Here is a 26,229-nt window from a genome sequence, read left to right on the forward strand (position 1 = left end):
GGCAGTCGCTCTGGTTTGGCTCGGATCAGACGCCCTGCTTCAGGCTCGCCTGAATAAACGGGTCCAGATCGCCGTCCAGCACCTTCTGCGTGTTGGAGATTTCCACGTTGGTGCGCAGATCCTTGATACGGCTCTGGTCCAGCACGTACGAGCGGATCTGATGGCCCCAGCCCACGTCGGTCTTGGCTGCTTCTTGTGCGTCTGCAGCGGCCTGACGCTTGCGCAGTTCGTGCTCATACAGGCGCGACTTCAGCATCGTCATCGCCTCGGCACGGTTGCGGTGCTGCGAGCGGTCGTTCTGGCACTGCACGACGATGCCGGTCGGGATGTGCGTAATCCGCACGGCCGAGTCGGTCTTGTTGATGTGCTGACCGCCCGCACCGGAAGCACGGTACGTATCAACGCGCAGATCCGCCGGGTTGACCTCGATCTCGATCGAATCATCGACTTCCGGATACACGAAGATCGACGAGAACGACGTGTGGCGGCCACCCGCCGAGTCGAACGGCGATTTGCGCACCAGACGGTGCACGCCGGTTTCGGTGCGCAGGAAGCCAAACGCGTATTCGCCCTCGACCTTGATCGACGCGCTCTTGATGCCGGCCACGTCGCCTTCGGATTCTTCCAGGACTTCGGTCTTGAAGCCCTTGCGCTCGCAGTACTTCAGGTACTGGCGCAGCAGCATCGATGCCCAGTCGCACGCCTCGGTGCCGCCGGCGCCGGCCTGGATGTCAATAAAGCAGTTGGCGGCGTCCATCGGGCCGGAGAACATGCGGCGGAATTCCATGTCTTCGACGATGGCGCGCATGCCTGCGGTGTCAGCCTCGATGGCTTCGATGGTCTCGTCGTCGCCCTCTTCGCGGGCGAGCTCGAACAGTTCGGCGGCGCCGGTGAGATCTTCGTCAAGTTTGGTCAGCGCCAGCACGACGGTTTCAAGCGACTTCTTCTCGCGGCCCAGCTCCTGGGCGCGTTTGGGATCGTTCCAGACCTCGGGGTTTTCGAGTTCCTTGTCGACTTCGACTAGACGTTCAGATTTGACGTCGTAGTCAAAGATACCTCCGAAGGTCGTCGGCGCGCGACTTCAGGTCGGCCAACGTGTTCTGGATGGCATTGAGGCGTTCTGCTTCCATGGTGCAAAAATCCGGTCGGAAACCGGAAATTATAGCGGAATCAAGGGGTTTTCCGTCCGCGTAGAAGCCCAAAACGACCATTTTCCGCGGTGCGCGGCGGGATTTATGTGACTGCCACAGGCGTCCCGCCTGGCTTCGGTTAGCATGGCGGCCAGTCCATATGGCTTTTGGCGCTGTCCGATGATCATCCGCTCGTTGCTCGATACCGATCTGTACAAATTCACGATGATGCAGGTGGTGCTGCATCACTTTCCTGGCGCGCACGTCGAATACCGCTTTAAGTGCCGTAACGCGGGCGTCGATCTGGTGCCGTTCATTGAAGAGATCCGCGCGGAAATCCGCCATCTCTGCACCCTGCGCTTTACCGATACGGAACTTGATTACCTGCGCGGCATGCGCTTCATCAAGAGCGATTTCGTCGATTTTCTCGGCCTGTTCCATCTCAACGAGAAGTACATCGACGTGCGCCCGGCGCCGAGCAACGATGGGCAGATCGAGATCGTCATCGCGGGGCCGTGGCTGCACACGATCATGTTCGAGGTGCCCGTTCTGGCCATCGTCAACGAGGTGTTCTTCAGCCGCACGCAGACGCACCCGCAGTGGGAGGAGGGCAAGCGCCGCCTGACCGACAAGCTGGCATCGCTGAAGCGCCCCGGCCTGGAAGACTGCCGCATTGCCGACTACGGCACCCGCCGCCGTTTTTCGCACACTTGGCATGAGCATGTGCTGCTGGAGACGCATGCGCAACTCGGCGCCCAGTACGCGGGCACGAGCAACGTCTACTTCGCCATGAAGCACGGCATGACGCCGCTGGGCACCATGGCGCATGAATACCTTCAGGCCTGCCAAGCGCTGGGTCCGCGCCTGCGCGATTCCCAGACCTTTGCGCTGGAAACCTGGGCCAAGGAATATCGCGGCGACCTCGGCATCGCGCTGTCGGATACCTACGGCTTTGACGCCTTCCTGCGCGATTTCGACATGTTCTTCTGCAAGCTCTTCGACGGCGTTCGCCATGATTCTGGCGACCCGTTCGAGTGGGGCGAGCGCATGCTCAAGCATTACGACGACATGCGCGCCGAGCCGAAGTCCAAGGCGCTGATCTTCTCCGACAGCCTCGACATGCCCAAGGTCATCGGCCTGTATGAGCGCTTTCATGGCCGCTGCAAGCTGGCGTTTGGCGTGGGGACCAATCTGACAAACGACCTGGGCTACACGCCGCTGCAGATCGTCATCAAGATAGTCCGCTGCAATGGCCAGCCGGTGGCCAAACTGTCGGACGCGCCGGAGAAGACGATGTGCGACGATCCAGCGTACCTCACGTACCTGAAGCAGGTATTTGGCGTGCAATAAGGCTCACGCCGACGCCGAATAAGTTTCAACGGCGGGGGCGGATCGTGCAGGAAGCGGCTCGTATAATCGATCGATCTTTCGGAGCCGCCATGGAATCACAACCGGACACCCCCGTCGACCCGCTCGACACCAGCCGCGCACGCGACGCCATCTTTGCGCGCATCCGCAATGCGCAGCATCGTCCCGCGAAACCGACGCAGGGTGAGCGCGATGCCGTGGCGGATTACCTCGCGCGCCACCCCGCCGGCCCGCGCCCGCCGGTGCCGGAAAACCTTGCCGCGCATTTTGCCGAGCAGGCGCTGAAGATGGCTTCCACGCTGGATACCGTGGAGGCGCTGTCCGACGTGCCGGGCGCGGTGGCCCGTTACTTGTCTGGGCTGAACCTCCGGCCGCAGGCCGTGGCCTGGACTACGTTGGAATCGCTGGACTGGGCCGCTGCTGGCATCGGCATCGAATTCCGTCCGCCGGTGCGCGAGGCGCAAGCCGATCAGGAGCACGGCGATCTCGTCGGCATTACGGGTTGCTTCTGCGCGATTGCTGAGACGGGCTCGCTGATGCTGCTGTCGGGGCCGGAGAACGTCGCTTCCACGGCGCTGCTGCCCGAGACGCATATCGCCGTGGTTCCGCAGTCGCGCATCGTCGCCAATCTGGAAGATGCCTATTCGCTGATGCGCGCGGAGCGAGGCGAGCTGCCACGCGCCACCAACGTCATCAGCGGGCCGTCGCGCACGGGGGATATCGAGCAGACCATCGTGCTCGGCGCACATGGCCCGTATCGGGTGCATGTGATCGTGGTGTCGACTGCCTGAGACAGCGTCCAGGGCTCATTCGCTCATCAAACATCGGAGGACGTTCAGGGCGACAGACCTCGGGCGTTTACACTGGCGTCTTTGTTCGTGTGGCGAGGCTGCGTTTGCCGTGTGCGCCCACGCTTAGGAGAACGCCTACGTGAAACGCCTTTGGCCCCTTGTCTTCCTGTTCGTCTGTGGCCTGGCGCGCGCTGCTGATGTGAGCGGCGCTGAGTTGCACTTGTTGTGGGGTGTGCCGTTTGCGGGCATCCTGCTCTCGATTGCCATTGCACCGCTCATGATGCCCAAGCTATGGCACGACCATTACGGCAAGATCGCAGCGTCTTGGGCATTGGTGCTTCTGGTGCCGTTCGGGATCGCGTTTGGCTCGCAGGCGGCCATCGCTTCCGTCAATCACGCAGCCCTTGCTGAATACATTCCCTTCATCGCGCTGATCGCCGCTTTGTACGTTGTTGCAGGCGGTATCTGCATTCGCGGCAATCTGCATGGAACGCCAAAGCTCAACACGGGCTTGATCGCGCTTGGTACGGCGCTGGCCAGCATCATGGGCACGACCGGCGCCGCGATGCTGCTGATCCGGCCTTTGCTGCGCGCCAACGAGGCACGCCCGCATCGGGCGCACGTTGTCGTGTTCTTCATCTTTCTGGTGGCCAATGCAGGCGGGGCGCTCACGCCGCTGGGCGATCCGCCGCTCTTCCTCGGCTTCTTGCAGGGCGTGGATTTCTTCTGGACCGCGCAATATCTGTGGCGCCAGACGTTGACGATGTGGGTGCTGCTGCTGGCGATCTTCTTCGTTATCGACAGCTATTTCTATCACACGGGCAAGGAAGAACTGCCCAACATCACCGACGCCTCGCCGGATGATGCGGGCCCGCTGCGCTTCGAGGGCAACGTCAACTTTGTGCTGCTGGCGGGCATTCTCGGCCTCGTGCTGATGAGCGGGCTGTGGAAGCCCGGCATCATCTTCCACGTGATGGGTACCGAGGTGATGCTGCAGAACGTGGTACGCGACGTCGGGCTGGTCGTCATCGCGCTGCTTTCGTTGTGGCTCACCCCGGCAAGCGCGCGCGCCGGCAACGAGTTCAACTGGGAGCCCATTCTGGAAGTCGCCAAGCTGTTTGCCGGCATCTTCATCACGATCGGGCCGGTGATTGCCATGCTCAAGGCCGGCGTGGATGGCCCGTTCGCGGGCATCGTCCATCTCGTCAACGACAGCGCGGGCCAGCCGAACAACGTGATGTACTTCTGGGCGACGGGGGTGCTGTCGTCGTTTCTCGACAATGCGCCGACGTATCTGGTGTTCTTCAACACCGCCGGTGGCGACGCACGCATGCTGATGAGCGAGGGCGCCTCCACGCTGGGCGCGATTTCCGCCGCGGCCGTGTTCATGGGTGCCAACACTTATATCGGCAACGCGCCCAACCTGATGGTCAAGGCCATTGCCGAAAGCCGCGGCCTGCAGATGCCCAGCTTCTTTGGCTACATGCTGTGGTCCGTGTGCATTCTCTTGCCGATTTTCGTTCTGATGACCTTCGTCTTCTTCCGCTAACCGAACGTGTGCTGAACGTATGAAACCCGGAATCCTTGTCACCCGCGCGATGTTTCCCGAAGTGCTTGAGCGCTTGCGCGAGACCTTCGACGTGATCGACAACCAAGCGGACTTCGACTATCCGCCCGAAGCGCTGGCGGAGCGTCTGCAAGGTCGCGTGGGCCTGCTGTCGAACGCTGCCGACACCATCAACGCCGAGCTGATCAGCCGCGTGCCCACGCTGCGAGCGGTGTGCAACATGGCCGTCGGCTATAACAACTTTGATCTCGCGGCGATGACGCGTGCGGGCATCCTGGCCACTAACACGCCCGACATCCTGACCGAGACCACCGCCGATTTCGGCTGGGCCTTGCTGATGGCCGCTGCACGCCGCGTGTCCGAATCCGAACGCTGGCTGCGTTCCGGGCAATGGAAGCGCTGGACCTACGATACGTTCCTCGGCGCAGAGGTGTATGGCAGCACGCTGGGCATTCTCGGCATGGGCCGCATCGGCCAGGCGCTGGCGCGGCGTGCGAGCGGTTTCTCCATGCGCGTGATCTATCACAACCGCAGCCGGCTTTCGCCCGAAGTCGAGCGCGACACGCGCGCCACTTACGTCAGCAAGGACGACTTGCTGAAGCAGGCTGATCACCTCGTGCTGGTGCTGCCGTATTCCAAGGAAAGCCACCACGCCATCGGTGCAGCTGAGCTGGCACAGATGAAGCCGACCGCCACGCTGGTCAATCTCGCGCGCGGCGGCATCGTGGATGACGCAGCGTTGGCGCAGGCGCTGGCGGACAAGCGCATCTTTGCCGCCGGCCTGGACGTCTACGAGGGTGAGCCGAAGGTACATCCGGCGCTGCTGGAGGCCGAGCACGTTGCGCTCACTCCGCACATTGCCAGTGCCACTTTCGGCACGCGCCTGGGCATGGCCAACCTGGCAGCCGACAACCTGATCGCTGCGCTGGGCTTTGGCCCCCGCGCGGGGCAGCCGCCCAACTTGTTGAACCCGGATGCGCTGGCGCAGCGCGCGTCCTCCTGATCGAACGCAAATATGGACTGGTTGGCTTTATTGACGTTGCTGGGCGTGGCCGTGGTGGCCGTGCTGTGTGTGCTGATCTGGCGTGGTGTGTCTCGCCCGGCGCAGAGCGATGTGTCGCCGATGTTCTCGGCACTGCGCGATGAACTGACACGCGGCAACGAGCGCATCGAGCGCGAACTGCGCGGCGAAATCGCTGAGACGGCACGCATCGGCCGCAGCGACGTCACGCAGCAACTGGGGCAATTCCAGCAGGTGCTGGCCACGCAGCTCACCAGCGTCGCCACGCTGCAGAACAACCAGATCGACACGTTTGCGCAGCAGCTCACCAAGCTGACTGAAACAAACACGCAGCAGTTGGAAGCGGTGCGTCAGAACTTGCAGCAGCAAGCCCAACAGGCACGTGAAGAGCAGGGCAATGCGCTGCGCCGCTTTGGCGAGACGATGCAGCAGCAGCTCGCCCAGTTGGGTGAGGGCAACGAACGTCGTCTGGCCGAGGTGCGTGCCACGCTGGAGCAGAAGCTCAAGGACATCGAGGCGAACAACGCGACCAAGCTCGATGAGATGCGCCGCACCGTCGACGAGAAGCTCCACGCCACACTGGAACAGCGCCTGGGCGAATCGTTCAAGCTGGTGTCGGATCGGCTTGAGCAGGTGCATCGCGGCCTGGGCGAAATGCAGGCGCTGGCCCAGGGCGTGGGGGACCTGAAGAAGGTGCTGACCAACGTGAAGACGCGCGGCACCTGGGGCGAAGTCCAGCTGGAGATGCTGCTGGAGCAGATGCTCACGCCCGAGCAGTACGGCAAGAACGTCGAGACCGTGCACGGTACCGGTGCACGCGTGGAATTCGCCATTCGCCTGCCTGGCAAGACCGATGCCGATCACGATGCCACCGTCTGGCTGCCGATCGACGCCAAGTTCCCGAAAGAGCAGTACGAACGCCTGCTGGACGCACAGGAACGTGCCGATGCCGAAGCCGCTGCCAGCGCCAGCCGCGAGCTGGAAGTCGCGGTGCGCAAGGAGGCGCAGACCATCCACGAGAAGTACATCGCGCCGCCGGCCACGACCGACTTCGCCATCCTGTTTCTGCCGACGGAAGGTCTTTACGCTGAAGTGCTGCGCCGCCCGGGCCTGACTGACGAGCTGCAACGCAAGTTCCGCGTGACGGTGGCGGGCCCGACCACGCTCACCGCGATCCTCAACAGCCTGCAGATGGGCTTCCGAACGCTGGCGCTCGAAAAACGCTCCAGCGAAGTGTGGCAAGTGCTCGGCGCGGTGAAGAGCGAGTTCGGAAAGTTCGGCGACGTGCTGGCCGCGACAAAGAAAACGCTGGAGCGCGCCGTCAGCAACATCGAGCAGGCCGAGGTGCGTACGCGGCAGATGAATCGTAAGCTCAAGGCAGTGGAGGCGTTGCCGAGCGATTCTGCGCAGAGCGTGCTGGGGCTGGAGTCCGCCGTGCCGCCGGACGAGGAAATCGAGGTCGATTAAGGCTGGTCCGACTAGGCCGTCAGCAAAAGAAAAGGGGCGGATATTCCGCCCCTTCTTCGTGGACCTCGGAAGCGATCAGGCTTCTTCCGGCACGTCGCGCAGCAGGATCTCGATGCCGCCGAAGCGCTCGGCGACCCAGTTGTAGGCATGGCAAGCGAGCCACAGGGCACCAAAACCAACCAAAGCATTGAGGATCAGGCCGCTGAGCACAACAATCGTCGGCAGTTCACCGTAGCGGACGAAGCCGACGAAGAAGAACAGCCCTACGACCGGCAGCGAGAAACAGAGATACACCAGCACCAGCGCGCGTGCGGTGTGGGCCGGGTGAAGATACGCAATCTCCTTGGTCATCATGGCAGTGCTCAGGCTCAAATCCGAAACAATCAAACTGGCGCAGAGTGTAGCGAATCGACCGATGCGCCGATACCCGCAGCCCGGAGGTGACGCAAAAAACCGACAGCATGCGGTGTTGCAGCCAGCGCAAGAGCCGCTGCCGCCACGCCGCTCAGACGAGGCCGTCGAACAGCAGTACCTGCACGGCGTCGCCGGCGTTGACCTGGCCCTGTTCGTGGGCGAGCACGACGAAGCAATTTGCTTCGCTCATGGAACGCAGGACGCCCGATCCTTGCTGGCCGGTCAAGCGGACTTCGAGCTGGCCGCGATCATTCAGGGCAGCGATCGCGCGCTGATATTCCGTGCGCCCCGGGCGCTTGCGGATCTGGGCGGCGCTCACGGCCGGCACCAACGGTGCGCCGGCGTCGGTGGCGCCCATCATGCGCAGCAGCGCACCGCGCACGAAGTGATAGAACGTCACCATCACCGCCACCGGGTTGCCCGGCAAGCCAAAAAGGAAGGCGCTGCGGCCATTTGACGCGATGCGCCCGAACGCCATCGGCCGGCCCGGGCGCATGGCGATCTTCCAGAACGTCACGTCGCCCAGCTTGGCCATCATCTGTTTGGTGAAGTCTGCTTCGCCGACGGAGACACCACCTGAAGTGATGATCGCATCGGCGTTTTCGGCGGCGGTGCGGAAGGCGGCTTCGAGCGCCGCCGGGTCGTCGCGCACGACGCCCATGTCGAGCAGTTCAACACCCAGGCGCGAAAGCATGCCGTGTAACGTGTAGCGGTTGGAGTCGTACACGCAGCCGGCGTCAAGCGGTTCGCCAATGGAGCGCAACTCGTCGCCGGTCGAGAAGAACGCCACGCGCAGCTTGCGGCGCACCGACACTTCGGCGATGCCGAGCGAGGCCAGCAAACCGATATCGGCAGGGCGCAGCGTTCGGCCTGCGGACAGCGCGGCGCTGCCTCGCGCGAGGTCTTCTCCACGCAGACGTCGGTTGTCGCCTGCGCGCACGGCGTCGCGGGCAAAGCGAACGGTGTCGGCTTCGCCTTGCGTGAATTCCTGTGGGATGACCGTATCGCAGCCGGCCGGCATGACGGCACCGGTCATCACGCGCACGGCTTCGCCTGCGCTGGGCACGCCGTCAAAGGCGATACCCGCATACGCCGTGCCGATCACGCGCAAGGAGATTTCGCCTGCATGGCCTGCAAGTTCTGCACTGGCAAAGGCAAAGCCGTCCATCGCCGAGTTGTCGTGCGAAGGCACGTCGATGGACGACAGCACGTCTTCGGCCAGCACGCGATCGAGCGCGCTGCGGATGGGCACGCGGGCAACGCCGCTTACGGGCTGCACGAAGTCGCGCATGATGGCTTGCGCTTGCGCGACGGGCAGGGCGTTCGGATCGTAATCGGACAGGCACGAAACGACGGAGGCGAGGGTGGTCATGACGTCGATGAGGGATCGGTGGCGTTGGCGCTCTAGCGGCGCTCGGCCAGCTGGTGCAGTTCTTCCAGCGTGTTGATGTTGGCGAAGGCGGTGCTGTCGTCAAACAACACGTCCACCGTCGCGTGGCGCGCCGTCCAGGTTTCGATCTTGCGGCCCCCGCCTTGCAGATAGACGATCAGGTCGTCGGCCAGCAGCGCATCGATCAAACAGAATACTGGCTGCACCTGCCGGCGCGGTTGACCTTGCGCATCCGGCTCCATCGTCACCGGCATGGCGATGCGCGCGTTGGCTTCTTCCATTGCCTGCGAGAGCTTGGCGGCCAGGTCGGTCGGTACGAAGGGCGAATCGCAAGGCGCAGTCAGCAGGTAGCGCGTCTGGCATTGCTCCAGCCCGGCCAGGATGCCCGCCAAAGGGCCGGCAAAGTCCGGCACCGAATCCGCCACCACCGGCACGCCAAACGACTCGTACGCGGCGAGGTTGCGATTCGCGTTGATCAGCATGTGGCCCACCTGGGGTGACAGGCGCATCAGCGTGTGCATCGCCATCGGCGCGCCGCGAAACGTCTGCAGGCCTTTGTCAACGCCGCCCATGCGGCTGCCCCGGCCGCCGGCCAGGATCAGGCCGGTAATGTCGGATGTCGGAATCATGTGGTTGAACGCTGGCGGATTCAGCCGCCGATGTAGGACATTTCGATGCGCCGGCCGGCTGGCTGGGCCTTGCCGCTGGCACGCAATTCGGAGTAGCGATCGGCGCGGCCTTGCCAGACCGTGCGGATCGCGTTGGAGAGTTCCAGATCGGTCGCGCCGCCGCGCAATAACGCGCGCAGGTCGAAGCCTTCGGTGGCGAACAGGCAGAGATACAGCTTGCCTTCGGTCGACAACCGCGCGCGCGTGCAATCGTGGCAGAACGCCTGGGTCACGCTCGAGATCACGCCGACCTCGCCAGCGCCGTCGACGTAGCGCCAGCGCTCGGCCGTTTCGCCGCTGTAATTCGCCGACACCGGCTCGAGCGCAAACTCGGGCGAAAGGCGCTTGATCACCTCGGCCGACGGCACGACGGAGCGCATGTCCCAATGGTTGGTCGTGCCCACATCCATGTATTCGATAAAGCGCACGATGATGCCGCTGCCGCGGAAGTGGCGCGCCATCGGCACGATCTGGTCTTCGTTGTCGCCTTTCTTGACGACCATGTTGACCTTGATCGGCGCCAGTCCGGCGTTCTGCGCGACTTCAATGCCGTGCAGCACTTCGCCCACCGCAAAATCGACATCGTTCATGCGGCGGAAAGTCGCATCGTCGATGCCGTCGAGGCTGACGGTCACGCGAGTGAGGCCCGCATCTTTCAGCGATTGCGCCTTGCGAGCGAGCAGGGCGCCGTTGGTCGTGAGCGTGAGGTCTAGCGGCTTGCCTTCGGCGGTGGTGAGGCGCGCGAGCATTTCGACCAGACGTTCGATGTCTTTGCGCAGCAGCGGCTCGCCGCCGGTCAGGCGGATCTTCTCGACGCCGTGCTCGATAAACAGCCGCGCCATGCGCTCGATCTCTTCGAACGACAGCAGCTCGGAATGCCGCAGGAAGCGGTAATCCTTGTCGAACACGTCCTTCGGCATGCAGTAGACGCAGCGGAAGTTGCAGCGGTCTGTCACCGAGACGCGCAGATCGTGCAGCCGGCGGCCGCGCGTGTCCGTCAGCCTGCCCTCTGCCGGGACAAGCACATTGGGCACGGCGGGCACCGTGGCGCGATGGTGCTGGCCATCACGCAGATCGTAGAGGGGGATGACGGTTTCGGTCATGGTGTGGTGCGGTGCGTCAATCCACGAAGCGGGAGTGTTGCACTCGATACAGGTTCGAGTGTAGCGCAGCCCCTGTTCCGCGCGAGCGGTGGGGTTTCATACTCGATAGATCGCGCACAGGAAAAAGGGCGGCCGAAGCCGCCCCCAGGCACTTGCCCCGGCGGTTACCCGCCGGTGTGCTGCTTACTGCTGGTCTGCGCCACCCGCCGGACGGTGGGTCTCGACCAGAACCATCGGGCCGTGCTGGACCGGCGGCAGCGGTTTGCGCTCGCGCGGCACACGCGGTGCCGTAACGGTGCGTGCAGCCTCTTCCTGCGAGGCGCGCAGCTTCTGACTGTCAGTGTGGACCCACGTCATTCCGGCATTGTCCAGCACGCTCTGCAGCGTCTCGATCGGCAGCGGCGAAGCCTTGGCGATCGTGCTGACCGGAGCCGGCACTTCCGCAAATGCCGTCACGATGGCCTCTTGAGGCGCTTCCGCTTCGACTTCCGCTGCGGGCGCTGCGATAGCGGCTGCAAGGGCGGGCTCCGTCGGTTGCACTTGCGGCAGGGCCGACACAGGGGCCACGGCTTCCGCAGCATGCACCGGTTCCTGCACCACCGGAGCCGGGTTCTCAACCGGTGCAAACGACGTCGTCTGCACAGGTTCCGCCACGGTTGCGGGCAGCACCGGCTCGGCATGCATGTCGGCGACGGCTTCGTCTGCGCTTTCGGCGCCTTCGTTTTCGCCTTCACCTTCACCTTCCGCACGGACGCCTTCCGCGCCCTCGCGGTCACGGCGATAGCGGTTGCGGCCACGGCGCCCACGACGACGGCGCTCTTCGCCTTCACCGTTGACTTCCGCGCCCGGCGTCACGCCTTCGCCCTCGATGCCTTCTACCGGAGCAGCGGTGTCGAGCAGCGGTTGCGGCACTTGCGATGCGGCGGTCTGGTCGATCAGGCCTTCGGCAGCCAGGGAAGCGGCTTCCTTGGCTTGTGCGTCGCGCTCGCCACGGTTTTCGCGCGGCTCACGGTTTTCACGCGGCTCGCGCGGTTCACGACCTTCGCGGGCTTCTCGGCCTTCACGCGGTTGGCGCTCGCGACGTTCCTGGTTGCGCTCCCGGCGGCCTTGGCCCTGGTTCTGGCCCTCGGTGCGAACCTCCTGACCTTGCTGCGGCTGGCGCGCTTCAGCCGTCTCGCGGACAGCGCCTTCGACCTGGGCCGGCTGGCGGTTGCGATCGCGGTTGCCGCGCTGACCGTCACGTTGACCTTCGCGCTGGACTTGTTGCTGACCTTCGCGGGCTTCGTTGCGCTCACGGCCCTGGCGGCTGCCATCGCGGCCGTTCTGGCCTTGACCTTGGCGCTCGCCACGTTCGCCACGCTGGCCTCGGCCACCACGGTCCTGGCGATTGCCGCGGCCTTGGCGGTTGCCTTCTTCAGCTCGTTGCTTCGGCGTTTCGACCGGCGCAGCCACCACCGGCTCGGCCGGTTTGGCGCCAAACAGCGATTTCAGCCACGAGACAAAACCACCTTGGGCAGGGACCGGAGCCGGGGCCGGCGCTTGCGGTGCCGGAGCGGCTTCAGTACGAACCGGACGCTCAGCGCGCGGCACCGACACGGGTGCCGGTTGGTCCGGCGTGATGCCCTTGACGGCAGCTTCCTGGCGCGGCTTGGCAGTTTCCTTGCGGGTGCTGTAAGCGGTGTCGGCTTCCAGCTCCTTGGCGGCCTCTTCGGCCATCTTATAGCTGGCCTTGTCGTCGTCCAGGCGCGGATCGTCGTGGCGCAGGCGTTCCAGCTTGTAGTGCGGCGTCTCCAGATGCTTGTTCGGAATCAGCAGCACGTTGACCTTGAAGCGCGTCTCGATCAGGTTGATGTCCGGGCGCTTCTCGTTGAGAAGGAACGCAGCCACTTCCACCGGCACCTGGCAGTGGATCGCGGCGGTGTTTTCCTTCATCGCCTCTTCCTGGATGATGCGCAGCACCTGCAGGGCGGACGATTCGGTATCGCGGATATGCCCCGTGCCGTTACAGCGTGGGCAAGTGACGTGCGAGCCTTCCGACAGCGACGGACGCAGGCGCTGGCGCGACAGCTCCATCAGGCCGAAGCGGCTGATCTTGCCCATTTGCACCCGGGCGCGGTCGTGACGCAGCGCGTCTTTCAGGCGGGTTTCGACATCCTTCTGCGCCTTGCTCGACTCCATGTCGATGAAGTCGATCACGATCAGGCCGCCGAGGTCACGCAGGCGGAGCTGGCGAGCGATTTCGTCGGCAGCCTCAAGGTTGGTGCGCGCGGCGGTTTCTTCGATATCGGCGCCCTTGGTAGCGCGCGCTGAGTTCACGTCAATGGCGACGAGCGCCTCGGTGTGGTCAATCACAATGGCGCCGCCCGAGGGCAGCATGACCATGCGCGAGTACGCTGATTCAATCTGGTGTTCGATCTGGAAGCGCGAGAACAGGGGAACGTCGTCGCGGTACTTCTTCACCCGATTCATGTTGTCGGGCATCACCACGCTCATGAAGGCGCGGGCCTGATCGTAGATGTCGTCCGTATCGATCAGGATTTCGCCGATATCCGGCTGGAAGTAATCGCGGATGGCGCGGATCACCAGGCTGGATTCGAGATAGATCAGCAGCGGGGCTTTGTTGTCGACGGCGGCACCATCGACGGCTTTCCACAGCTGCATCAGGTAGTTCAAGTCCCACTGCAGCTCTTCGGCCGAGCGGCCAATGCCGGCGGTGCGGGCGATGATGCTCATGCCGTCCGGCACTTCCAGTTGCGCCATCGTCTCGCGCAGTTCCTGGCGGTCCTCGCCCTCGATGCGGCGCGACACGCCGCCGCCGCGCGGGTTGTTCGGCATCAGCACGAGGTAGCGGCCAGCCAGCGAGATGAACGTGGTCAGGGCTGCTCCCTTGTTGCCGCGTTCTTCCTTTTCAACCTGGACGATCAGCTCCTGGCCTTCAGACAGGGCATCCTGGATGCGCGCGCCGCGCACGTCCACACCGTCCTTGAAATAGGCGCGGGCGACTTCCTTGAAGGGGAGAAAACCGTGCCGCTCTTCGCCGTAGTTGACGAAGCACGCTTCCAGCGACGGTTCGATGCGGGTGATGACACCCTTGTAGATATTGCCTTTGCGCTGCTCGCGCCCGGCGGTTTCGATGTCGATGTCGATCAGTTTCTGACCATCGACAATGGCGACGCGCAATTCTTCTTGCTGCGTCGCATTGAACAACATGCGTTTCATTGCAACCTCACTCCAATGCCGTGCAAGCACGGCGCTTCATGGAGCACGCAAAGGCGGAGCGGGTGGTCAACGAATTGCCGAGGTGTCGCCCAACAAAACAAGGAAGGCGCGACGGGGCACGGGCGAAAGAAATGAGGGCATTCCACGCGTCATCATGGATGGCAGGGCGGAGTCCGCGGACGCCGTTGGCGTCCAGTTGCGCGTCCTGTCACTCGTGCCACGGGCCAGATGCATTTGCAGGTGGGCCGGCGGCGGCGAGTCGCGTGAAGCGACCACAAAGAGCGAATTGACGGACGGCCTTTCCGGACGAAACCCGCGGCGGGGCAAATCGGGCGGCGTGCTGCTTTTTAGAGTTTTGCCGCCGGACCGCCATGGCAACGCGGTAACCGGATGTTCAGCCGGCCGGCACCAGTCTGGTGCGGCAAGGGCTTCTTTCACCAAGCGGGCGCCGTATGGATGACCATGTGGCGCCCGCCTTTGAATTCTGTTCTACCAGCTGCTCGTTCTACGCTGGCCGATGTTGCCGACGTGATCTTTGGTTCACGTCTTGCGCGATGGGACAGCGGTGCGTGCTGCTTTCGTGCCGAAGAGTCGGCCACGTGATTAGCTTTGTAACACAAGTGGGCGAGAGATCGGCACGTTCCGGACCGAAACGGTGGCTGTGTACAATACCTGTTGTTTCGTTCCGACCGGCTGTTGCTGGCGCCTAAACGACTGTCCAGCGAAAAAATTATATTGAAAATGAATGAGTTACGCCATCCATTTGATGGCCGCATTCAACAGGCCGGACGTGGCACACTCGGCGATGCGCTCGACGGCAAGTCAGTCGCCTATGTTGAAATCGGTGAAGACGCCGAAGGGCAGCGCATCGACAATTTCCTGATGCGCGTGGCCAAGGGCGTGCCCAAGAGCCATATCTACCGCATCCTGCGTTCCGGCGAGGTGCGAGTCAACAAAGGCCGCATCGACGCGGAATACCGTCTGAAACTCGGCGATCTGGTTCGTATTCCGCCGCTGCGGATTGCCCAGCAGGTGGAAGCGGCCCGCCCTGTGCCGGCGGCAGAATTCACGATCCTTCACGAAGATACGCATCTTTTGGTGATCGATAAGCCCGCCGGGGTGGCCGTGCACGGCGGCTCCGGGGTGGCCTTCGGGGTGATTGAACAATTGCGTCAGTCGCGCCCCGACGCCAAGTTCCTGGAACTGGTGCACCGCCTCGACCGCGAAACGTCGGGCGTGCTGCTGCTTGCAAAAAAACGCTCTGCGCTGGTGGCGCTGCATGAGCAGATCCGCGAAGGCCAGTTGGACAAGCGGTACTTTGCGGCGGTGAAGGGCGTCTGGCCGCACAAGCGACAACACATCAAGTCGCCACTGCACAAATACACCACGCCGGAAGGCGAGCGCCGCGTGCGCGTGCAGGCCGATGGGCAGGCGTCGCACACGATCTTCAACAAGGTCGGCGTGTTTGGCCCATACACGTTGCTGGAGGCCGAACTGAAGACCGGGCGCACGCACCAGATCCGGGTGCATTTGGCCCACGCGGGTTTTCCAATCCTGGGCGACGACAAGTACGGCGACTTCGCCCTGAACAAGGCGCTATCCCGCGCGAATGCTTCGCCGCGACTGGCGCGGATGTTCTTGCATGCGCATCGCCTACAACTGACGCATCCGCATAGCGGTGAAGTCGTCACGTTCAATGCGCCGTTGCCCGCCGAGTGTACCGATTTCCTCAACGCTTTCCAGGGCCCCGATTCCGATGCCGCAGCAGCGCTTTGATCTGATCGTCTTCGATTGGGATGGCACGTTGATGGATTCGACGTCGGCCATCACCCGGTCGATCCAGCTCGCATGCCGGGATCTTGACCTGCCGGTGCCCGACGATGCACGGGCGAGCCACGTGATTGGCCTGGGCCTGCGGGATGCGCTCGAATATGCCGTCCCGACGCTTGATCCCGCCGACTACGGCAAGCTGGCGGACCGGTATCGTTTCCATTACCTCAGCCGTGATGCGCATCTCGTCCTGTTTCCGGGCGTGCGAGAAATGCTGGAAGCACTGCGCCGCCAGAACTATCTGCTGGCTGTGGCGACGGGCAAGTCCCGCGTGGGCCTGCAACGTGCGATGGAGGCGACAAATCTGACGGGCGTGTTCGACAACACGCGTTGCGCCGATGAGACGTTCTCTAAGCCGCACCCCGCCATGCTGCTCGAACTCACGCGCGATCTCGGCATGGAGGTCGAGCGCACCGTGATGATCGGCGACACGACGCACGATCTGCAAATGGCCGCCAATGCAGGCGCCGCCGGCGTGGCCGTCACATACGGGGCGCATCCTGCCGATGTGCTGGATTCGCTTACGCCGCTGTATAGCGCCAAGTCGGTTCCCGATCTGCACAATTGGCTGACGCAACATGCCTGACATGGCGGAGCCGGTTCGTGTATGCGAAAGCGCTGCGCTGGAAGACGGCGGTCTGGGTGTCCGGTTTCAGGTGGACGTGCGCGGTCGGCTCGTCAGCGCGTTTGTCGTCCGTTACGCTGGCGGGGTGCATGGCTATTTGAACCAGTGCGCGCACGTGCCGATGGAAATGGACTGGCAGGAAGGCCAGTTTTTCGAAAGCTCCGGTCTGTATCTGATGTGCGCGACGCATGGTGCCATTTACGAGCCGGATACTGGCCGGTGCGTCGGCGGGCCGTGCCGGGGTTCGCATTTGTCCAAGCTTGAGGTTGCCGAGCGCGACGGCGCAGTCTGGTGGCAGCCGGATACGCTATTCCGGGCGCCCGTGTCCGCGCCCGAACCAACTCCTTCTGCCTAGTAGCGCAGTTTTTCTTCTCGATCGTTTTCTCCTTGTCTATGACTGACTCGATTCCGCCGAAAGGGCCCGACGACGCCCCCAACGAGGGTGCAGGCAAACCAGAAGCGCTGGAAGTCACACAGCATGCGGATCATCCGCTTGAAGCTGAATTGCGTAACCCGCCCGCATCGGCATCGGCAGCTTCTGCGCCGGCCGGCGGCTGGGAGCGTGAGGTACTCGAAAAAGTACTGATGGCAACGGTCCGTGAGCAGCGCGCCGCGCGCCGCTGGCGCATCTTTTTCCGCTTCGTGGCTCTGGGCCTGATCGGAGTGCTTATTTATGCGTTCGCCAGCTTGGAGGGCGAAACCGTCAGCACGGGCCGCCACACAGCGATTGTCACGCTGGAGGGCGAAATTGCGGCGAACACAAACGCCAGCGCCGAAAACATCAACGCATCCTTGCAGGCCGCGTTTGCAGATGACAACACCGTCGGTGTGATCCTGAAGATCAATTCGCCGGGCGGCTCGCCGGTGCAGGCGGGCATGATCAACGATGAAATCCGCCGTCTTCGCGCCAAATACAAGAAGATTCCGCTGTACGTCGTCGTGGAAGAAATGTGCGCGTCAGGCGGTTACTACGTGGCTGCCGCTGCTGACAGGATTTACGTCGACAAGGCCAGCATCGTCGGTTCCATCGGCGTGCTGATGGACGGCTTCGGCTTTACTGGTCTGATGGACAAAGTGGGCGTGGAGCGCCGCCTGCTCACCGCCGGTTCGAACAAGGGAATGCTCGATCCGTTCTCACCCGTGTCGCCCCAGCAGAAACAGTATGCGCAGGAGATGCTGGACCAGGTGCATCAGCAGTTCATCGACGTGGTCAAGCAGGGCCGCGGCAACCGTCTGAAGGACGATCCCACGCTGTTCACTGGTTTGTTCTGGACGGGCGCCAAGGCGGTGGATCTGGGCCTGGCCGACGCGATCGGCAGTTCGGACCTTGTCGCGCGCAGCGTCATCAAGGCGCCGGACGTGGTGGACTACACCGTCAAGGAAAACTTCGCCTCGCGCGTGGCACGCAAGCTCGGCACGGCGATGGGCGCGGGCGCAGTCAAGGCGCTGGCCACTACGGGCCAGCTCAAGCTGCTGATGAAGGAGTAGAAGGGGCGGAGGCGCGCTATCGCGCTAGCAGCGAGAAAATCGCCGGCCGCTTGTGCAGGTTCATGCGGTCGGCGCGCCAGTCGCTCACGGGCAACGTGACAACCTGCTCGCTGGGCAGTGTCAGGTCCACTGCAATCGACAGCAGCGTACTCGGCGCGCAGCCGGCCTGAATGGCTTCGAGCAACGCGCCATTGCGGTAGGGCGTTTCAATGAATACCTGCGTTTGGGCGACTGAGCGTGAAAGCTGTTCCAGTGTGCGCAGCTTTGTCTTGCGCTCGGCCGCATCGACCGGCAGATAGCCGTTGAATGCAAAGCTCTGGCCGTTCAAGCCGGATGCCATCACCGCCAGCAGAATCGAACTCGGTCCCACCAGCGGCTTTACGCGCACGCCACGTCGGTGCGCGAGACGCACGAGATTTGCGCCCGGATCGGCCACCGCCGGCACCCCGGCTTCCGACATCAGTCCCGCGTCCTGGCCGGCAAGCACTGGCGCCAGCAGCGCTTCCAGTTCCGATTCCGGCGTTTTGACGTTCAGCTCGCGGATGGTGATTTCCTGCAGTGGATGCGCCAGCGGCGTGGTCTCGGCCAGCTTTTTCAGCAACGCGCGTGCGGTCTTGGCGTGCTCGGCGACAAAGTAATCGAGTCGCGCAGTGATCTGCTGCACGCCGGCAGGAATTACGTCAGGCAGCGGGTCGGCCGCATCGCGCGAGCCCAGCGTATTCGGAATGAGATAAAGCGTACCGGCCATGGTTCAGGCGAAGAGGGGGTAGTGAACGTTGCGCAGCATGCTGGTCAGCGCGATCAGCGGCAGACCCACCAGCGCGGTCGGGTCCGACGACTCCACGCGTTCGAGCAGGGCGATGCCCAGGCCTTCCGATTTGGCGCTCCCGGCAACGTCGTACGGGTGTTCCAGATGCAGATAGGCGTCCAATTCTTCATCGGAAAGGTCGCGGAAGGTGGCCAGCGTGCGGATGTCCTCGCTCTGGTGTCGCCCTGTCCGGCCGTCGTACAGGCACAGCGCGGAGTGAAATGTGACGGTGCGTCCACGCATCCAGTGCAGTTGCGCCAGTGCGCGGGGGTGGTCGCCCGGTTTGCCGACCTGCTTGCCGTCCAGTGTGGCGACCTGATCGGAGCCGATCACCAGCGCGCCGGGATGGCCTGCTGCGACCTTCTCTGCCTTCTGCCGAGCCAGGCGCAGAGCGGTCTGGTCGGGCGACTCGTCCGGGGCGGGGGTCTCGTCAATGTCCGGTACCACGATCTCAAACGGCAGGCGCAGGCGTTCCAGCAATTCCCGCCGATATGGCGAGCTGGAGGCAAGAATCAGTGGCGGACGCGATGCAGAAGTCATAAGTGCTTGAAGATGCAGTGGATTTTGAGCAAAACCTTTTGACGCCACAGGTTTCTGCCCGCTATAATCCCGCGTTTCGCGGTTTGGCCGCGCAGTGTCGCAAACCGTGCGCCCAGGCGCAAGGTGTCAGGCGCTGCAAGGCGGGTCCATCCGGTTCGCGCATCAACAGCAACGCGTTTAGTGGGTTCGATTCGTGGATTTTCGTGCATTCGATCTTTTCGCGTTCATTCGCGCGGGTGAGCCGGCAAGCGGCACGGTCTATCTGACCGATACGCCTCGTCTGCTGTCCGAGCAAGCCGTCGACGCCCCGGCTGACGCCAACACGCAATTTCGTTGGCAGCTGCAGGGTGTGGCGCGCGAGGAGGCCACCGCCGGCCAGTTGCCGCGTCAGCGGCTCTTCGTGGATCTGGAAGTGGATGGCGCCATCTGGCTGCAATGTCAGCGGTGCCTCAAAGCTTACGAGCAGCCTCTGCCGGTGCGCGCGCGTCTGGAAGTCGTGCGCTCGGAAGCCGATGCCGATGCCGCCCCGCTGGATGACGATGAGGCTGATGTCATCGTTGGCTCGCGCAGCTTCGATCTGATCACGCAGATCGAAGATGAGCTGTTGCTGGCGTTGCCGGTGTCGCCGCGTCATGCAGTCTGCCCGGATGAGATGTTGCCGGAAGAGACTGAAGCTGAAAAGAAGCCGTCGCCGTTCGCGGTGCTGGCCAACCTTAAGACCAAACATTAGGCGTGCGCGGATATTGTGCGCGCTGATGGCAGTACGTTTCACACGCCTACCGGAATGGCTACGCTCCGGCTCCGTGTGATGTGATAAAATCGATCAAATTGCTTAGGAGTCAGTCATGGCTGTTCAACAAAACAAGAAGTCGCCGTCCAAGCGCGGCATGCATCGTTCGCACGATTTCCTGACGACGGCCCCGATCGCTGTCGAGCCGACCACCGGCGAAGTGCACCTGCGTCACCACGTGAGCCCGAACGGCTACTATCGTGGCCGCAAGGTTGTGAAGACCAAGAACGACTGATGCGTTTTGCCAGTTTTCTGGCAAGCGTGTTGGGTTGGTCTGAACGCACAGGTTCATGATGCAATCGAAAAAGCGGCAAGCCAATTTGCCGCTTTTTTGTTGAGTGAAATTCGGCTATGCGTGTACGGGTTTGTGTACCATACGCGCGCCAACGGCCGGAGCCGCACGTGAAACCGCAACTCAGACTCGCATGACCATCAAGCTTGCCATCGACTGCATGGGTGGCGATCACGGCGTTGGCGTGACAATCCCTGCAGCGATCCATTTTCTCGCCGTACACGAAGACGTCGAAATGCTGCTCGTCGGGCAGCCCGATGCCATCGCGGCGCAGCTCAAGCGACTTCACGCCACCGCGAACCCGCGCGTCCACGTCGTCCCCGCCTCCGAGGTGGTGTCGATGGACGATCCGGTCGAGGTCGCGCTGCGTAAGAAGAAAGATTCTTCAATGCGCGTGGCCATCAATCAACTCAAGGAAGGCGCCGCTCAGGCGTGCGTTTCCGCCGGCAACACCGGCGCGTTGATGGCCGTGTCGCGTTACGTTCTCAAGACGCTGGACGGCATTGACCGCCCGGCAATTGCCACCGCCATCCCGAACGAGAAAGGTGCCGGCACGACCGTGCTGGATCTTGGTGCCAACGCCGACTGCGAGCCCGAGCACCTGCTGCAGTTTGCGCAGATGGCCTCGGCGATGGTGTCGGTGGTCGAGCAGAAGCCGCGTCCAACGGTCGGTCTGCTCAACATTGGCGAAGAAGTCATCAAGGGCAACGAGGTCGTTAAGCAGGCCGGTGAGCTGCTGCGCGCCTCCGATCTCAACTTCTTCGGCAACGTTGAAGGCAACGACATCTTCAAGGGCACGACCGACATCGTTGTCTGCGACGGCTTTGTCGGCAACGTGGCGCTCAAGAGCACCGAAGGACTGGCCAAGATGATCGGTGAGATGCTGCGCCAGGAATTCAGCCGCTCGTGGTTCACCAAGTTGCTCGCTGTCGTGGCGCTGCCGGTGCTGACGCGTTTCAAACGGCGCGTTGATCATCGGCGCTACAATGGCGCCGCGCTGCTCGGTCTGCGTGGGCTGGTCATCAAGAGTCACGGCTCGGCCGACGCCTACGCGTTCGAATGGGCCATCAAGCGTGCCTACGACGCCGCGGCCAACGGCGTGATCGCCCGCATTGCGCAGGCGTTCGAATCGCACCATGACGCAGCGGGCGCTGCGCCGGTCTCCACTTCCGCTCCGGCCGCCGACGCTGCTTGAACGCGTCGCCTCCGAGTCAGATTTCACCCCACCGCACATGACACGTTTCGCAAGGATCATCGGTACGGGCAGCTACCTGCCGCCCAAGCGGGTCACCAATGACGAACTGGCGGCCCAGTTGGCCGAGAAGGGTATCGAGACGAGCGACGAATGGATCGTCTCGCGCAGCGGCATTCGGGCGCGTCATTTCGCCGAGCCGGATGTCACGTGCAGCGACCTCGCCGTAAGGGCGGCCGAGCGCGCGATCGAAGCCGCCGGCATCGATCGCTCCGAACTCGACCTGATCCTGGTGGCGACGTCCACGCCGGATTTCGTGTTCCCGAGCACGGCGTGCCTGGTGCAGCAAAAGCTCGGCATCACCAACGGGTGCGCCGCGTTCGACGTGCAGGCCGTGTGTTCCGGCTTCGTCTACGCGCTGGCAACCGCCGACAAATTTATCCGCTCGGGTGCCTATCGCAACGTGCTGGTGATTGGCTCCGAGGTCTTCTCGCGCATCATCGATTTCAGCGATCGCACCACTTGTGTCCTGTTTGGCGATGGCGCTGGCGCCGTGGTGCTGCAGGCTTCTGACGAGCCGGGCATCCTGTCGACTGCGCTCCATGCTGACGGCAGCCACGCCAACATCCTGTGCGTGCCGGGCAACGTGGCCGCGGGTGCAATCCAGGGCAGCGCCTTCCTGTACATGGATGGTCAGGCTGTCTTCAAGCTGGCCGTCACGGTGCTCGACAAGGTTGCCCGTGAAGCACTGGCAGCGGCGGAACTCGATGCCTCGCAAGTCGACTGGTTGATCCCGCACCAGGCGAACATCCGCATCATGCAGGGCACGACCAAGAAGCTGGGCCTCTCGAACGAGCGCCTGATCGTGACCGTCGATGAGCATGGCAACACGTCGGCTGCCTCGATTCCCCTGGCGCTCGATGTTGCTGTGCGCGACGGTCGCATCCAGCGCGGCCAGCATGTGATGCTCGAGGGCGTGGGCGGCGGCTTCACATGGGGCGCCGCGCTGCTGCGCTTCTGATTGACGAATTTCCAGAACGAACAATACGAGCCATGACATTCGCTTTCGTCTTCCCCGGCCAGGGTTCGCAATCGGTCGGCATGCTCAATGCGTTTGCCGATCATCCGGCCGTGGCCGCTACGCTGGTCGAGGCGTCCGACGCGCTGGGCCAGGACATCGGCAAGCTGATTGCCGAAGGCCCGGCTGAAGAGCTGAACCTGACGACCAATACGCAACCCGTCATGCTGACGGCGGCAGTTGCCGTCTATCGTGCATGGCAAGCTGCCGGCGGCCCGACGCCGACCGTCGTGGCTGGGCATAGCCTTGGCGAGTATTCGGCGCTTGTCGCCGCGGGCGCCATCGCGTTCCAAGACGCTGTACCGTTGGTGCGTTTCCGCGCCAAGGCGATGCAGGAAGCTGTGCCGGTGGGCGAGGGCGGTATGGCTGCGATCCTCGGCCTGTCGGACGATGACGTGCGCGCCGCATGCGCGGAAGCTTCGGTCGCAGGCGTCGTCGAAGCCGTGAACTTCAACGCGCCGGCCCAGGTGGTGATCGCCGGTGCCAAGGCGGCCGTCGAGAAGGCTTGCGAAATCGCCAAGGCCAAGGGTGCCAAGCGCGCGCTGCCGCTGCCGGTGTCGGCGCCGTTTCACTCGTCGCTGCTCAAGCCGGCGTCGGATCGTCTGCGGGAGTATCTCGCCAACGTGGCCGTCACCACCCCGGTGATCCCCGTCATCAATAACGTGGACGTTGCTGTCGTGAGCGACCCGGCGGCCATCAAGGATGCGCTGGTGCGCCAGGCAGCATCGCCGGTGCGCTGGGTTGAGACCATCCAGAAGATGAAGGGTGACGGCATTACCCGCGTGGTCGAATGCGGCCCGGGCAAGGTGCTGGCCGGTCTGGTCAAGCGTATCGATGGGGAGATCGTCGGTGACGCGATCTTCGATCCGGCGTCGCTGGAAGCCGTGCTGGGTCAACTCAAATAATCAACGGGATTCGTATGACCCAAGCATTGAACAATCAGGTTGCGCTCGTTACCGGTGCCTCGCGCGGCATCGGCCGTGCCATCGCGCTGGAACTGGCACGCCAGGGTGCGACGGTGGTCGGTACGGCCACGTCGGAAGCCGGAGCACAAGCCATCACGGCTTACTTTGCCGAAGCCGGCGTAAAGGGTGCAGGCGTGGTGCTCAACGTGAATGACGCCGCGCGCTGCGAGGCCGTCATCGACGAAACCATCAAGACGTACGGTGGCCTGAACATCCTCGTCAACAATGCCGGCATCACTCAGGACAACCTGGCGATGCGCATGAAGGACGACGAATGGGTGTCGGTCATCGATACGAACCTCTCTGCTGTGTTCCGCCTGTCGCGTGCCGTACTGCGCCCGATGATGAAGGCCCGCGGCGGTCGAATCATCAACATCACTTCGGTGGTGGGCTCCGCCGGCAACCCGGGTCAGGCGAACTACGCCGCGGCCAAGGCTGGTGTGGAAGGTATGGCCCGCGCGCTGGCACGAGAGATCGGTAGCCGTAACATCACGGTCAACTGCATCGCCCCGGGCTTTATCGATACCGACATGACCAAGGTCCTGTCGGAAGAGCAACATACTGCGCTGAAGGCGCAGATTCCGCTGGGCCGCCTGGGCGCGCCCGAGGATATCGCCAACGCAGTTGCCTTCCTGGCGTCACCGGCGGCGGGCTACATTACAGGCTCGACGCTGCACGTCAACGGCGGCATGTACATGGGATAAGGAAGCCGTCCCGGCGGCGGGTGTGCGGGGCTTTGCGCATGCGCAGAATCCTGTGCGATCGCTGATTTAAATGGCTTTTAGCATCATGTTGGGCGCATTTTTTGCATGGATTCCGGAGCGGTTTTTCACCGCGCAAACCTGCTAGAATGCGCGCACTTTTTGTCGAATACTTCCCTGGAGGGTTAAATGGACAACATCGACGCACGCGTTAAGAAGATCGTTGCTGAGCAACTCGGCGTAGCCGAAGCAGACATCAAGAACGAATCGTCGTTCGTGAACGATCTGGGCGCGGATTCGCTCGATACGGTTGAGCTGGTGATGGCTCTGGAAGACGAGTTCGGTATGGAAATCCCGGACGAAGAAGCCGAGAAGATCACCACGGTGCAGCAAGCCATCGATTACGCGACCGCCCACGTCAAGGCGTAAGCGTCAATCGATCTCTTGACATCGCGGGCCACAGAAGGGGCGGTTGTCCGGTTTGACCGGGTGGCGCGTTTTCTGTGGCCTTTGTCGCTGATACAGAGTTGCAGGAAAGCATAGTGAGCCGTCGTCGCGTAGTCGTAACCGGCCTGGGGCTGGTCTCTCCAGTAGGGAACTCGGTCGCCGAGGGGTGGGCCAATCTGGTCGCCGGCAAGTCCGGGATCGCTACCATCACCAAATTCGATCCGTCGAACCTGGCCGTGCATTTCGCGGGCGAGGTGAAGGGTTTCAACGCAGAGGATTACATCCCTGCGAAGGAAGCCCGCAACATGGATACCTTCATCCACTATGGCATCGCTGCTGGCGTCCAAGCGTTGAAGGACAGCGGGCTGGAAGTGACCGAAGCCAATGCCGAGCGCATCGGTGTGCTGGTCGGCTCCGGTATCGGCGGTCTGCCGATGATCGAAGATACGCACCAGACCTACGTCGATCGTGGCCCGCGCCGGATTTCGCCGTTCTTTGTGCCGGGTTCGATCATCAACATGATCTCCGGCCATCTGAGCATCATGTTCGGTTTGAAGGGGCCGAACCTGGCGGCCGTCACGGCTTGCACGACCGGTCTGCACAGCATTGGTCTGGCTGCGCGCCTGATCCAGGCCGGCGATGCTGACGCGATGGTTGCCGGCGGTGCCGAATCGACCGTGTCGCCGCTGGGCATCGGCGGCTTTGCCGCAGCCCGCGCGCTGTCCACGCGCAATGAGGATCCGGCCACTGCGTCGCGCCCCTGGGACAAAGACCGCGACGGCTTTGTGCTGGGCGAAGGTGCTGGCGTGATGGTGCTGGAAGAGTACGAGTCGGCCAAGGCGCGCGGTGCCACGATCTACGCGGAAATCGCTGGCTTCGGCATGAGCGGCGACGCCTTCCACATGACAGCGCCGAACATGGACGGCCCGCGTCGTTGCATGCTGAACGCACTGCGCGACGCAGGCATGAATGCGGATCAAGTCCATTATCTGAACGCGCACGGTACGTCTACGCCGCTGGGCGACAAGAACGAATCCGAAGCCATCAAGGCGGCTTTCGGCGATCATGCCAGCAAGGTTGTCGTGAATTCCACCAAGTCCATGACCGGACACTTGCTGGGCGGCGCGGGCGGGCTGGAATCGGTGTTCACGGTGCTGGCGCTGCACCATCAGGTATCGCCGCCGACCATCAACATCTTCAACCAGGATCCCGAGTGCGATCTCGATTACTGCGCCAACACCGCGCGTGACATGAAGATCGACGTGGCCGTGAAAAACAACTTCGGCTTCGGTGGGACGAACGGTACGCTGGTGTTCAAGCGCCCGTAAGGCGGAG

General features: G+C 63.1%; 25 protein-coding genes. 17 read left to right on the forward strand and 8 right to left on the reverse strand.

The genetic code is table 11. From position 1 onward, the window contains the following. Positions 1-25: 25 nt before the first annotated feature. A protein-coding gene (gene prfB, locus BEK68_RS03965) for a peptide chain release factor 2 (protein ID WP_012435212.1) occupies positions 26-1,130 on the reverse strand; the annotation gives its coding sequence in 2 pieces (ribosomal slippage) (positions 26-1,048 and positions 1,050-1,130; 1,104 coding nt in all). A 180-nt stretch (positions 1,131-1,310) separates the two neighbouring features. On the opposite strand from prfB, the gene pncB reads away from it, so the two are divergent. The 5 genes from pncB to BEK68_RS03990 all read left to right on the forward strand — a co-directional run bounded on the left by pncB (position 1,311) and on the right by BEK68_RS03990 (position 7,344). Then, entirely contained in the window at positions 1,311-2,480 is a 1,170-nt protein-coding gene (pncB, locus tag BEK68_RS03970; protein WP_012435213.1) for a nicotinate phosphoribosyltransferase, read from the forward strand. A gap of 89 nt (positions 2,481-2,569) precedes the next feature. Beyond that, positions 2,570-3,289 (forward strand): LutC/YkgG family protein, encoded by a 720-nt coding sequence (locus BEK68_RS03975; protein WP_012435214.1) that lies wholly within the window; start codon positions 2,570-2,572, stop codon positions 3,287-3,289. Positions 3,290-3,428: 139 nt separating this feature from the next. After that, positions 3,429-4,838, forward strand: coding sequence for a sodium:proton antiporter (locus BEK68_RS03980; RefSeq protein WP_012435215.1), 1,410 nt, complete (start codon positions 3,429-3,431; stop codon positions 4,836-4,838). Positions 4,839-4,857: 19 nt separating this feature from the next. Next, positions 4,858-5,859, forward strand: coding sequence for a 2-hydroxyacid dehydrogenase (locus tag BEK68_RS03985; RefSeq protein WP_012435216.1), 1,002 nt, complete (start codon positions 4,858-4,860; stop codon positions 5,857-5,859). Between the two features lie 12 nt (positions 5,860-5,871). After that, positions 5,872-7,344: a DNA recombination protein RmuC gene (locus BEK68_RS03990; protein WP_012435217.1), complete on the forward strand. Its 1,473-nt coding sequence runs from the start codon at positions 5,872-5,874 to the stop codon at positions 7,342-7,344. Positions 7,345-7,419: 75 nt separating this feature from the next. Here BEK68_RS03990 and BEK68_RS03995 read toward each other — a convergent pair whose 3' ends face one another. The 5 genes from BEK68_RS03995 to BEK68_RS04015 form a co-directional block, all read right to left on the reverse strand. Further along, entirely contained in the window at positions 7,420-7,698 is a 279-nt protein-coding gene (locus BEK68_RS03995; RefSeq protein WP_004635681.1) for a hypothetical protein, read from the reverse strand. A gap of 151 nt (positions 7,699-7,849) precedes the next feature. Further along, a complete protein-coding gene (gene moeA, locus BEK68_RS04000) occupies positions 7,850-9,130 on the reverse strand; it encodes a molybdopterin molybdotransferase MoeA (RefSeq protein ID WP_012435218.1) in 1,281 nt (426 codons plus the stop codon). A gap of 32 nt (positions 9,131-9,162) precedes the next feature. Next, on the reverse strand, positions 9,163-9,777 hold the full coding sequence (gene mobA, locus BEK68_RS04005; RefSeq protein ID WP_004635678.1) for a molybdenum cofactor guanylyltransferase MobA: 615 nt from the start codon (positions 9,775-9,777) through the stop codon (positions 9,163-9,165). Between the two features lie 20 nt (positions 9,778-9,797). Further along, on the reverse strand, positions 9,798-10,919 hold the full coding sequence (moaA, locus tag BEK68_RS04010) for a GTP 3',8-cyclase MoaA (protein ID WP_004635677.1): 1,122 nt from the start codon (positions 10,917-10,919) through the stop codon (positions 9,798-9,800). A gap of 183 nt (positions 10,920-11,102) precedes the next feature. After that, entirely contained in the window at positions 11,103-14,138 is a 3,036-nt protein-coding gene (locus BEK68_RS04015) for an Rne/Rng family ribonuclease (protein WP_012435219.1), read from the reverse strand. A gap of 741 nt (positions 14,139-14,879) precedes the next feature. On the opposite strand from BEK68_RS04015, the gene BEK68_RS04020 reads away from it, so the two are divergent. Genes BEK68_RS04020 through BEK68_RS04035 form a run of 4 tightly spaced genes read left to right on the forward strand, consistent with a single transcriptional unit; the run spans position 14,880 to position 18,081 of the window. Continuing rightward, a complete protein-coding gene (locus BEK68_RS04020; RefSeq protein ID WP_004635675.1) occupies positions 14,880-15,914 on the forward strand; it encodes an RluA family pseudouridine synthase in 1,035 nt (344 codons plus the stop codon). Continuing rightward, the gene (locus BEK68_RS04025) at positions 15,895-16,554 is read left to right on the forward strand and encodes an HAD-IA family hydrolase (protein WP_004635673.1); all 660 of its coding nucleotides are present in this window, start codon (positions 15,895-15,897) and stop codon (positions 16,552-16,554) included. Before BEK68_RS04020 ends, BEK68_RS04025 begins: the two co-directional genes overlap by 20 nt. Beyond that, entirely contained in the window at positions 16,547-16,948 is a 402-nt protein-coding gene (locus BEK68_RS04030) for a Rieske (2Fe-2S) protein (RefSeq protein ID WP_004635671.1), read from the forward strand. The genes BEK68_RS04025 and BEK68_RS04030 overlap by 8 nt, the downstream gene beginning before the upstream one ends. Before the next feature lie 38 nt (positions 16,949-16,986). Further along, entirely contained in the window at positions 16,987-18,081 is a 1,095-nt protein-coding gene (locus BEK68_RS04035; RefSeq protein WP_004635669.1) for a S49 family peptidase, read from the forward strand. Positions 18,082-18,097: 16 nt separating this feature from the next. Here the strand turns inward: BEK68_RS04035 and BEK68_RS04040 are convergent, their stop codons facing one another. After that, positions 18,098-18,829 (reverse strand): SAM-dependent methyltransferase, encoded by a 732-nt coding sequence (locus BEK68_RS04040; RefSeq protein ID WP_012435221.1) that lies wholly within the window; start codon positions 18,827-18,829, stop codon positions 18,098-18,100. A 3-nt stretch (positions 18,830-18,832) separates the two neighbouring features. After that, positions 18,833-19,429, reverse strand: a complete 597-nt coding sequence (locus tag BEK68_RS04045; RefSeq protein ID WP_012435222.1) for a Maf-like protein — start codon at positions 19,427-19,429, stop codon at positions 18,833-18,835. A gap of 193 nt (positions 19,430-19,622) precedes the next feature. On the opposite strand from BEK68_RS04045, the gene BEK68_RS04050 reads away from it, so the two are divergent. From BEK68_RS04050 to fabF, 8 genes are all read left to right on the forward strand, one after another. Continuing rightward, a complete protein-coding gene (locus tag BEK68_RS04050) occupies positions 19,623-20,159 on the forward strand; it encodes a YceD family protein (RefSeq protein WP_012435223.1) in 537 nt (178 codons plus the stop codon). 115 nt (positions 20,160-20,274) lie between these two features. After that, on the forward strand, positions 20,275-20,454 hold the full coding sequence (gene rpmF / locus BEK68_RS04055) for a 50S ribosomal protein L32 (protein ID WP_003268823.1): 180 nt from the start codon (positions 20,275-20,277) through the stop codon (positions 20,452-20,454). Between the two features lie 190 nt (positions 20,455-20,644). Further along, on the forward strand, positions 20,645-21,706 hold the full coding sequence (gene plsX, locus BEK68_RS04060) for a phosphate acyltransferase PlsX (protein WP_004635657.1): 1,062 nt from the start codon (positions 20,645-20,647) through the stop codon (positions 21,704-21,706). Between the two features lie 37 nt (positions 21,707-21,743). Beyond that, positions 21,744-22,724 carry a beta-ketoacyl-ACP synthase III gene (locus BEK68_RS04065; RefSeq protein WP_004635655.1) on the forward strand — a complete coding sequence of 327 codons (981 nt, stop codon included), beginning with the start codon at positions 21,744-21,746 and terminating at the stop codon, positions 22,722-22,724. Between the two features lie 32 nt (positions 22,725-22,756). Further along, the gene (gene fabD / locus BEK68_RS04070; RefSeq protein ID WP_012435224.1) at positions 22,757-23,686 is read left to right on the forward strand and encodes an ACP S-malonyltransferase; all 930 of its coding nucleotides are present in this window, start codon (positions 22,757-22,759) and stop codon (positions 23,684-23,686) included. A 14-nt stretch (positions 23,687-23,700) separates the two neighbouring features. Beyond that, a complete protein-coding gene (fabG, locus tag BEK68_RS04075; RefSeq protein WP_012435225.1) occupies positions 23,701-24,450 on the forward strand; it encodes a 3-oxoacyl-ACP reductase FabG in 750 nt (249 codons plus the stop codon). A 186-nt stretch (positions 24,451-24,636) separates the two neighbouring features. Further along, complete coding sequence (gene acpP / locus BEK68_RS04080) at positions 24,637-24,876, forward strand: acyl carrier protein (RefSeq protein ID WP_004635650.1); 240 nt, start codon at positions 24,637-24,639, stop codon at positions 24,874-24,876. Positions 24,877-24,989: 113 nt separating this feature from the next. After that, positions 24,990-26,222, forward strand: a complete 1,233-nt coding sequence (gene fabF, locus BEK68_RS04085; protein WP_012435226.1) for a beta-ketoacyl-ACP synthase II — start codon at positions 24,990-24,992, stop codon at positions 26,220-26,222. The last annotated feature ends 7 nt before the right edge of the window (positions 26,223-26,229 follow it).

The sequence above is a fragment of the Ralstonia pickettii genome (assembly GCF_001699815.1).
Classification (GTDB): domain Bacteria; phylum Pseudomonadota; class Gammaproteobacteria; order Burkholderiales; family Burkholderiaceae; genus Ralstonia; species Ralstonia thomasii.

Coding starts and splice junctions, on each gene's coding strand:
- pncB (WP_012435213.1), top strand. CDS start 1,311: ATGATCATCCGCTCGTTGCTCGATACCGATCTGTACAAATTCACGATG.
- BEK68_RS03975 (WP_012435214.1), top strand. CDS start 2,570: ATGGAATCACAACCGGACACCCCCGTCGACCCGCTCGACACCAGCCGC.
- BEK68_RS03985 (WP_012435216.1), top strand. CDS start 4,858: ATGAAACCCGGAATCCTTGTCACCCGCGCGATGTTTCCCGAAGTGCTT.
- BEK68_RS03990 (WP_012435217.1), top strand. CDS start 5,872: ATGGACTGGTTGGCTTTATTGACGTTGCTGGGCGTGGCCGTGGTGGCC.
- BEK68_RS03995 (WP_004635681.1), bottom strand. CDS start 7,698: ATGATGACCAAGGAGATTGCGTATCTTCACCCGGCCCACACCGCACGC.
- moeA (WP_012435218.1), bottom strand. CDS start 9,130: ATGACCACCCTCGCCTCCGTCGTTTCGTGCCTGTCCGATTACGATCCG.
- mobA (WP_004635678.1), bottom strand. CDS start 9,777: ATGATTCCGACATCCGACATTACCGGCCTGATCCTGGCCGGCGGCCGG.
- moaA (WP_004635677.1), bottom strand. CDS start 10,919: ATGACCGAAACCGTCATCCCCCTCTACGATCTGCGTGATGGCCAGCAC.
- BEK68_RS04015 (WP_012435219.1), bottom strand. CDS start 14,138: ATGAAACGCATGTTGTTCAATGCGACGCAGCAAGAAGAATTGCGCGTC.
- BEK68_RS04020 (WP_004635675.1), top strand. CDS start 14,880: ATGAATGAGTTACGCCATCCATTTGATGGCCGCATTCAACAGGCCGGA.
- BEK68_RS04025 (WP_004635673.1), top strand. CDS start 15,895: ATGCCGCAGCAGCGCTTTGATCTGATCGTCTTCGATTGGGATGGCACG.
- BEK68_RS04030 (WP_004635671.1), top strand. CDS start 16,547: ATGCCTGACATGGCGGAGCCGGTTCGTGTATGCGAAAGCGCTGCGCTG.
- BEK68_RS04035 (WP_004635669.1), top strand. CDS start 16,987: ATGACTGACTCGATTCCGCCGAAAGGGCCCGACGACGCCCCCAACGAG.
- BEK68_RS04040 (WP_012435221.1), bottom strand. CDS start 18,829: ATGGCCGGTACGCTTTATCTCATTCCGAATACGCTGGGCTCGCGCGAT.
- BEK68_RS04045 (WP_012435222.1), bottom strand. CDS start 19,429: ATGACTTCTGCATCGCGTCCGCCACTGATTCTTGCCTCCAGCTCGCCA.
- rpmF (WP_003268823.1), top strand. CDS start 20,275: ATGGCTGTTCAACAAAACAAGAAGTCGCCGTCCAAGCGCGGCATGCAT.
- plsX (WP_004635657.1), top strand. CDS start 20,645: ATGACCATCAAGCTTGCCATCGACTGCATGGGTGGCGATCACGGCGTT.
- BEK68_RS04065 (WP_004635655.1), top strand. CDS start 21,744: ATGACACGTTTCGCAAGGATCATCGGTACGGGCAGCTACCTGCCGCCC.
- fabD (WP_012435224.1), top strand. CDS start 22,757: ATGACATTCGCTTTCGTCTTCCCCGGCCAGGGTTCGCAATCGGTCGGC.
- fabG (WP_012435225.1), top strand. CDS start 23,701: ATGACCCAAGCATTGAACAATCAGGTTGCGCTCGTTACCGGTGCCTCG.
- acpP (WP_004635650.1), top strand. CDS start 24,637: ATGGACAACATCGACGCACGCGTTAAGAAGATCGTTGCTGAGCAACTC.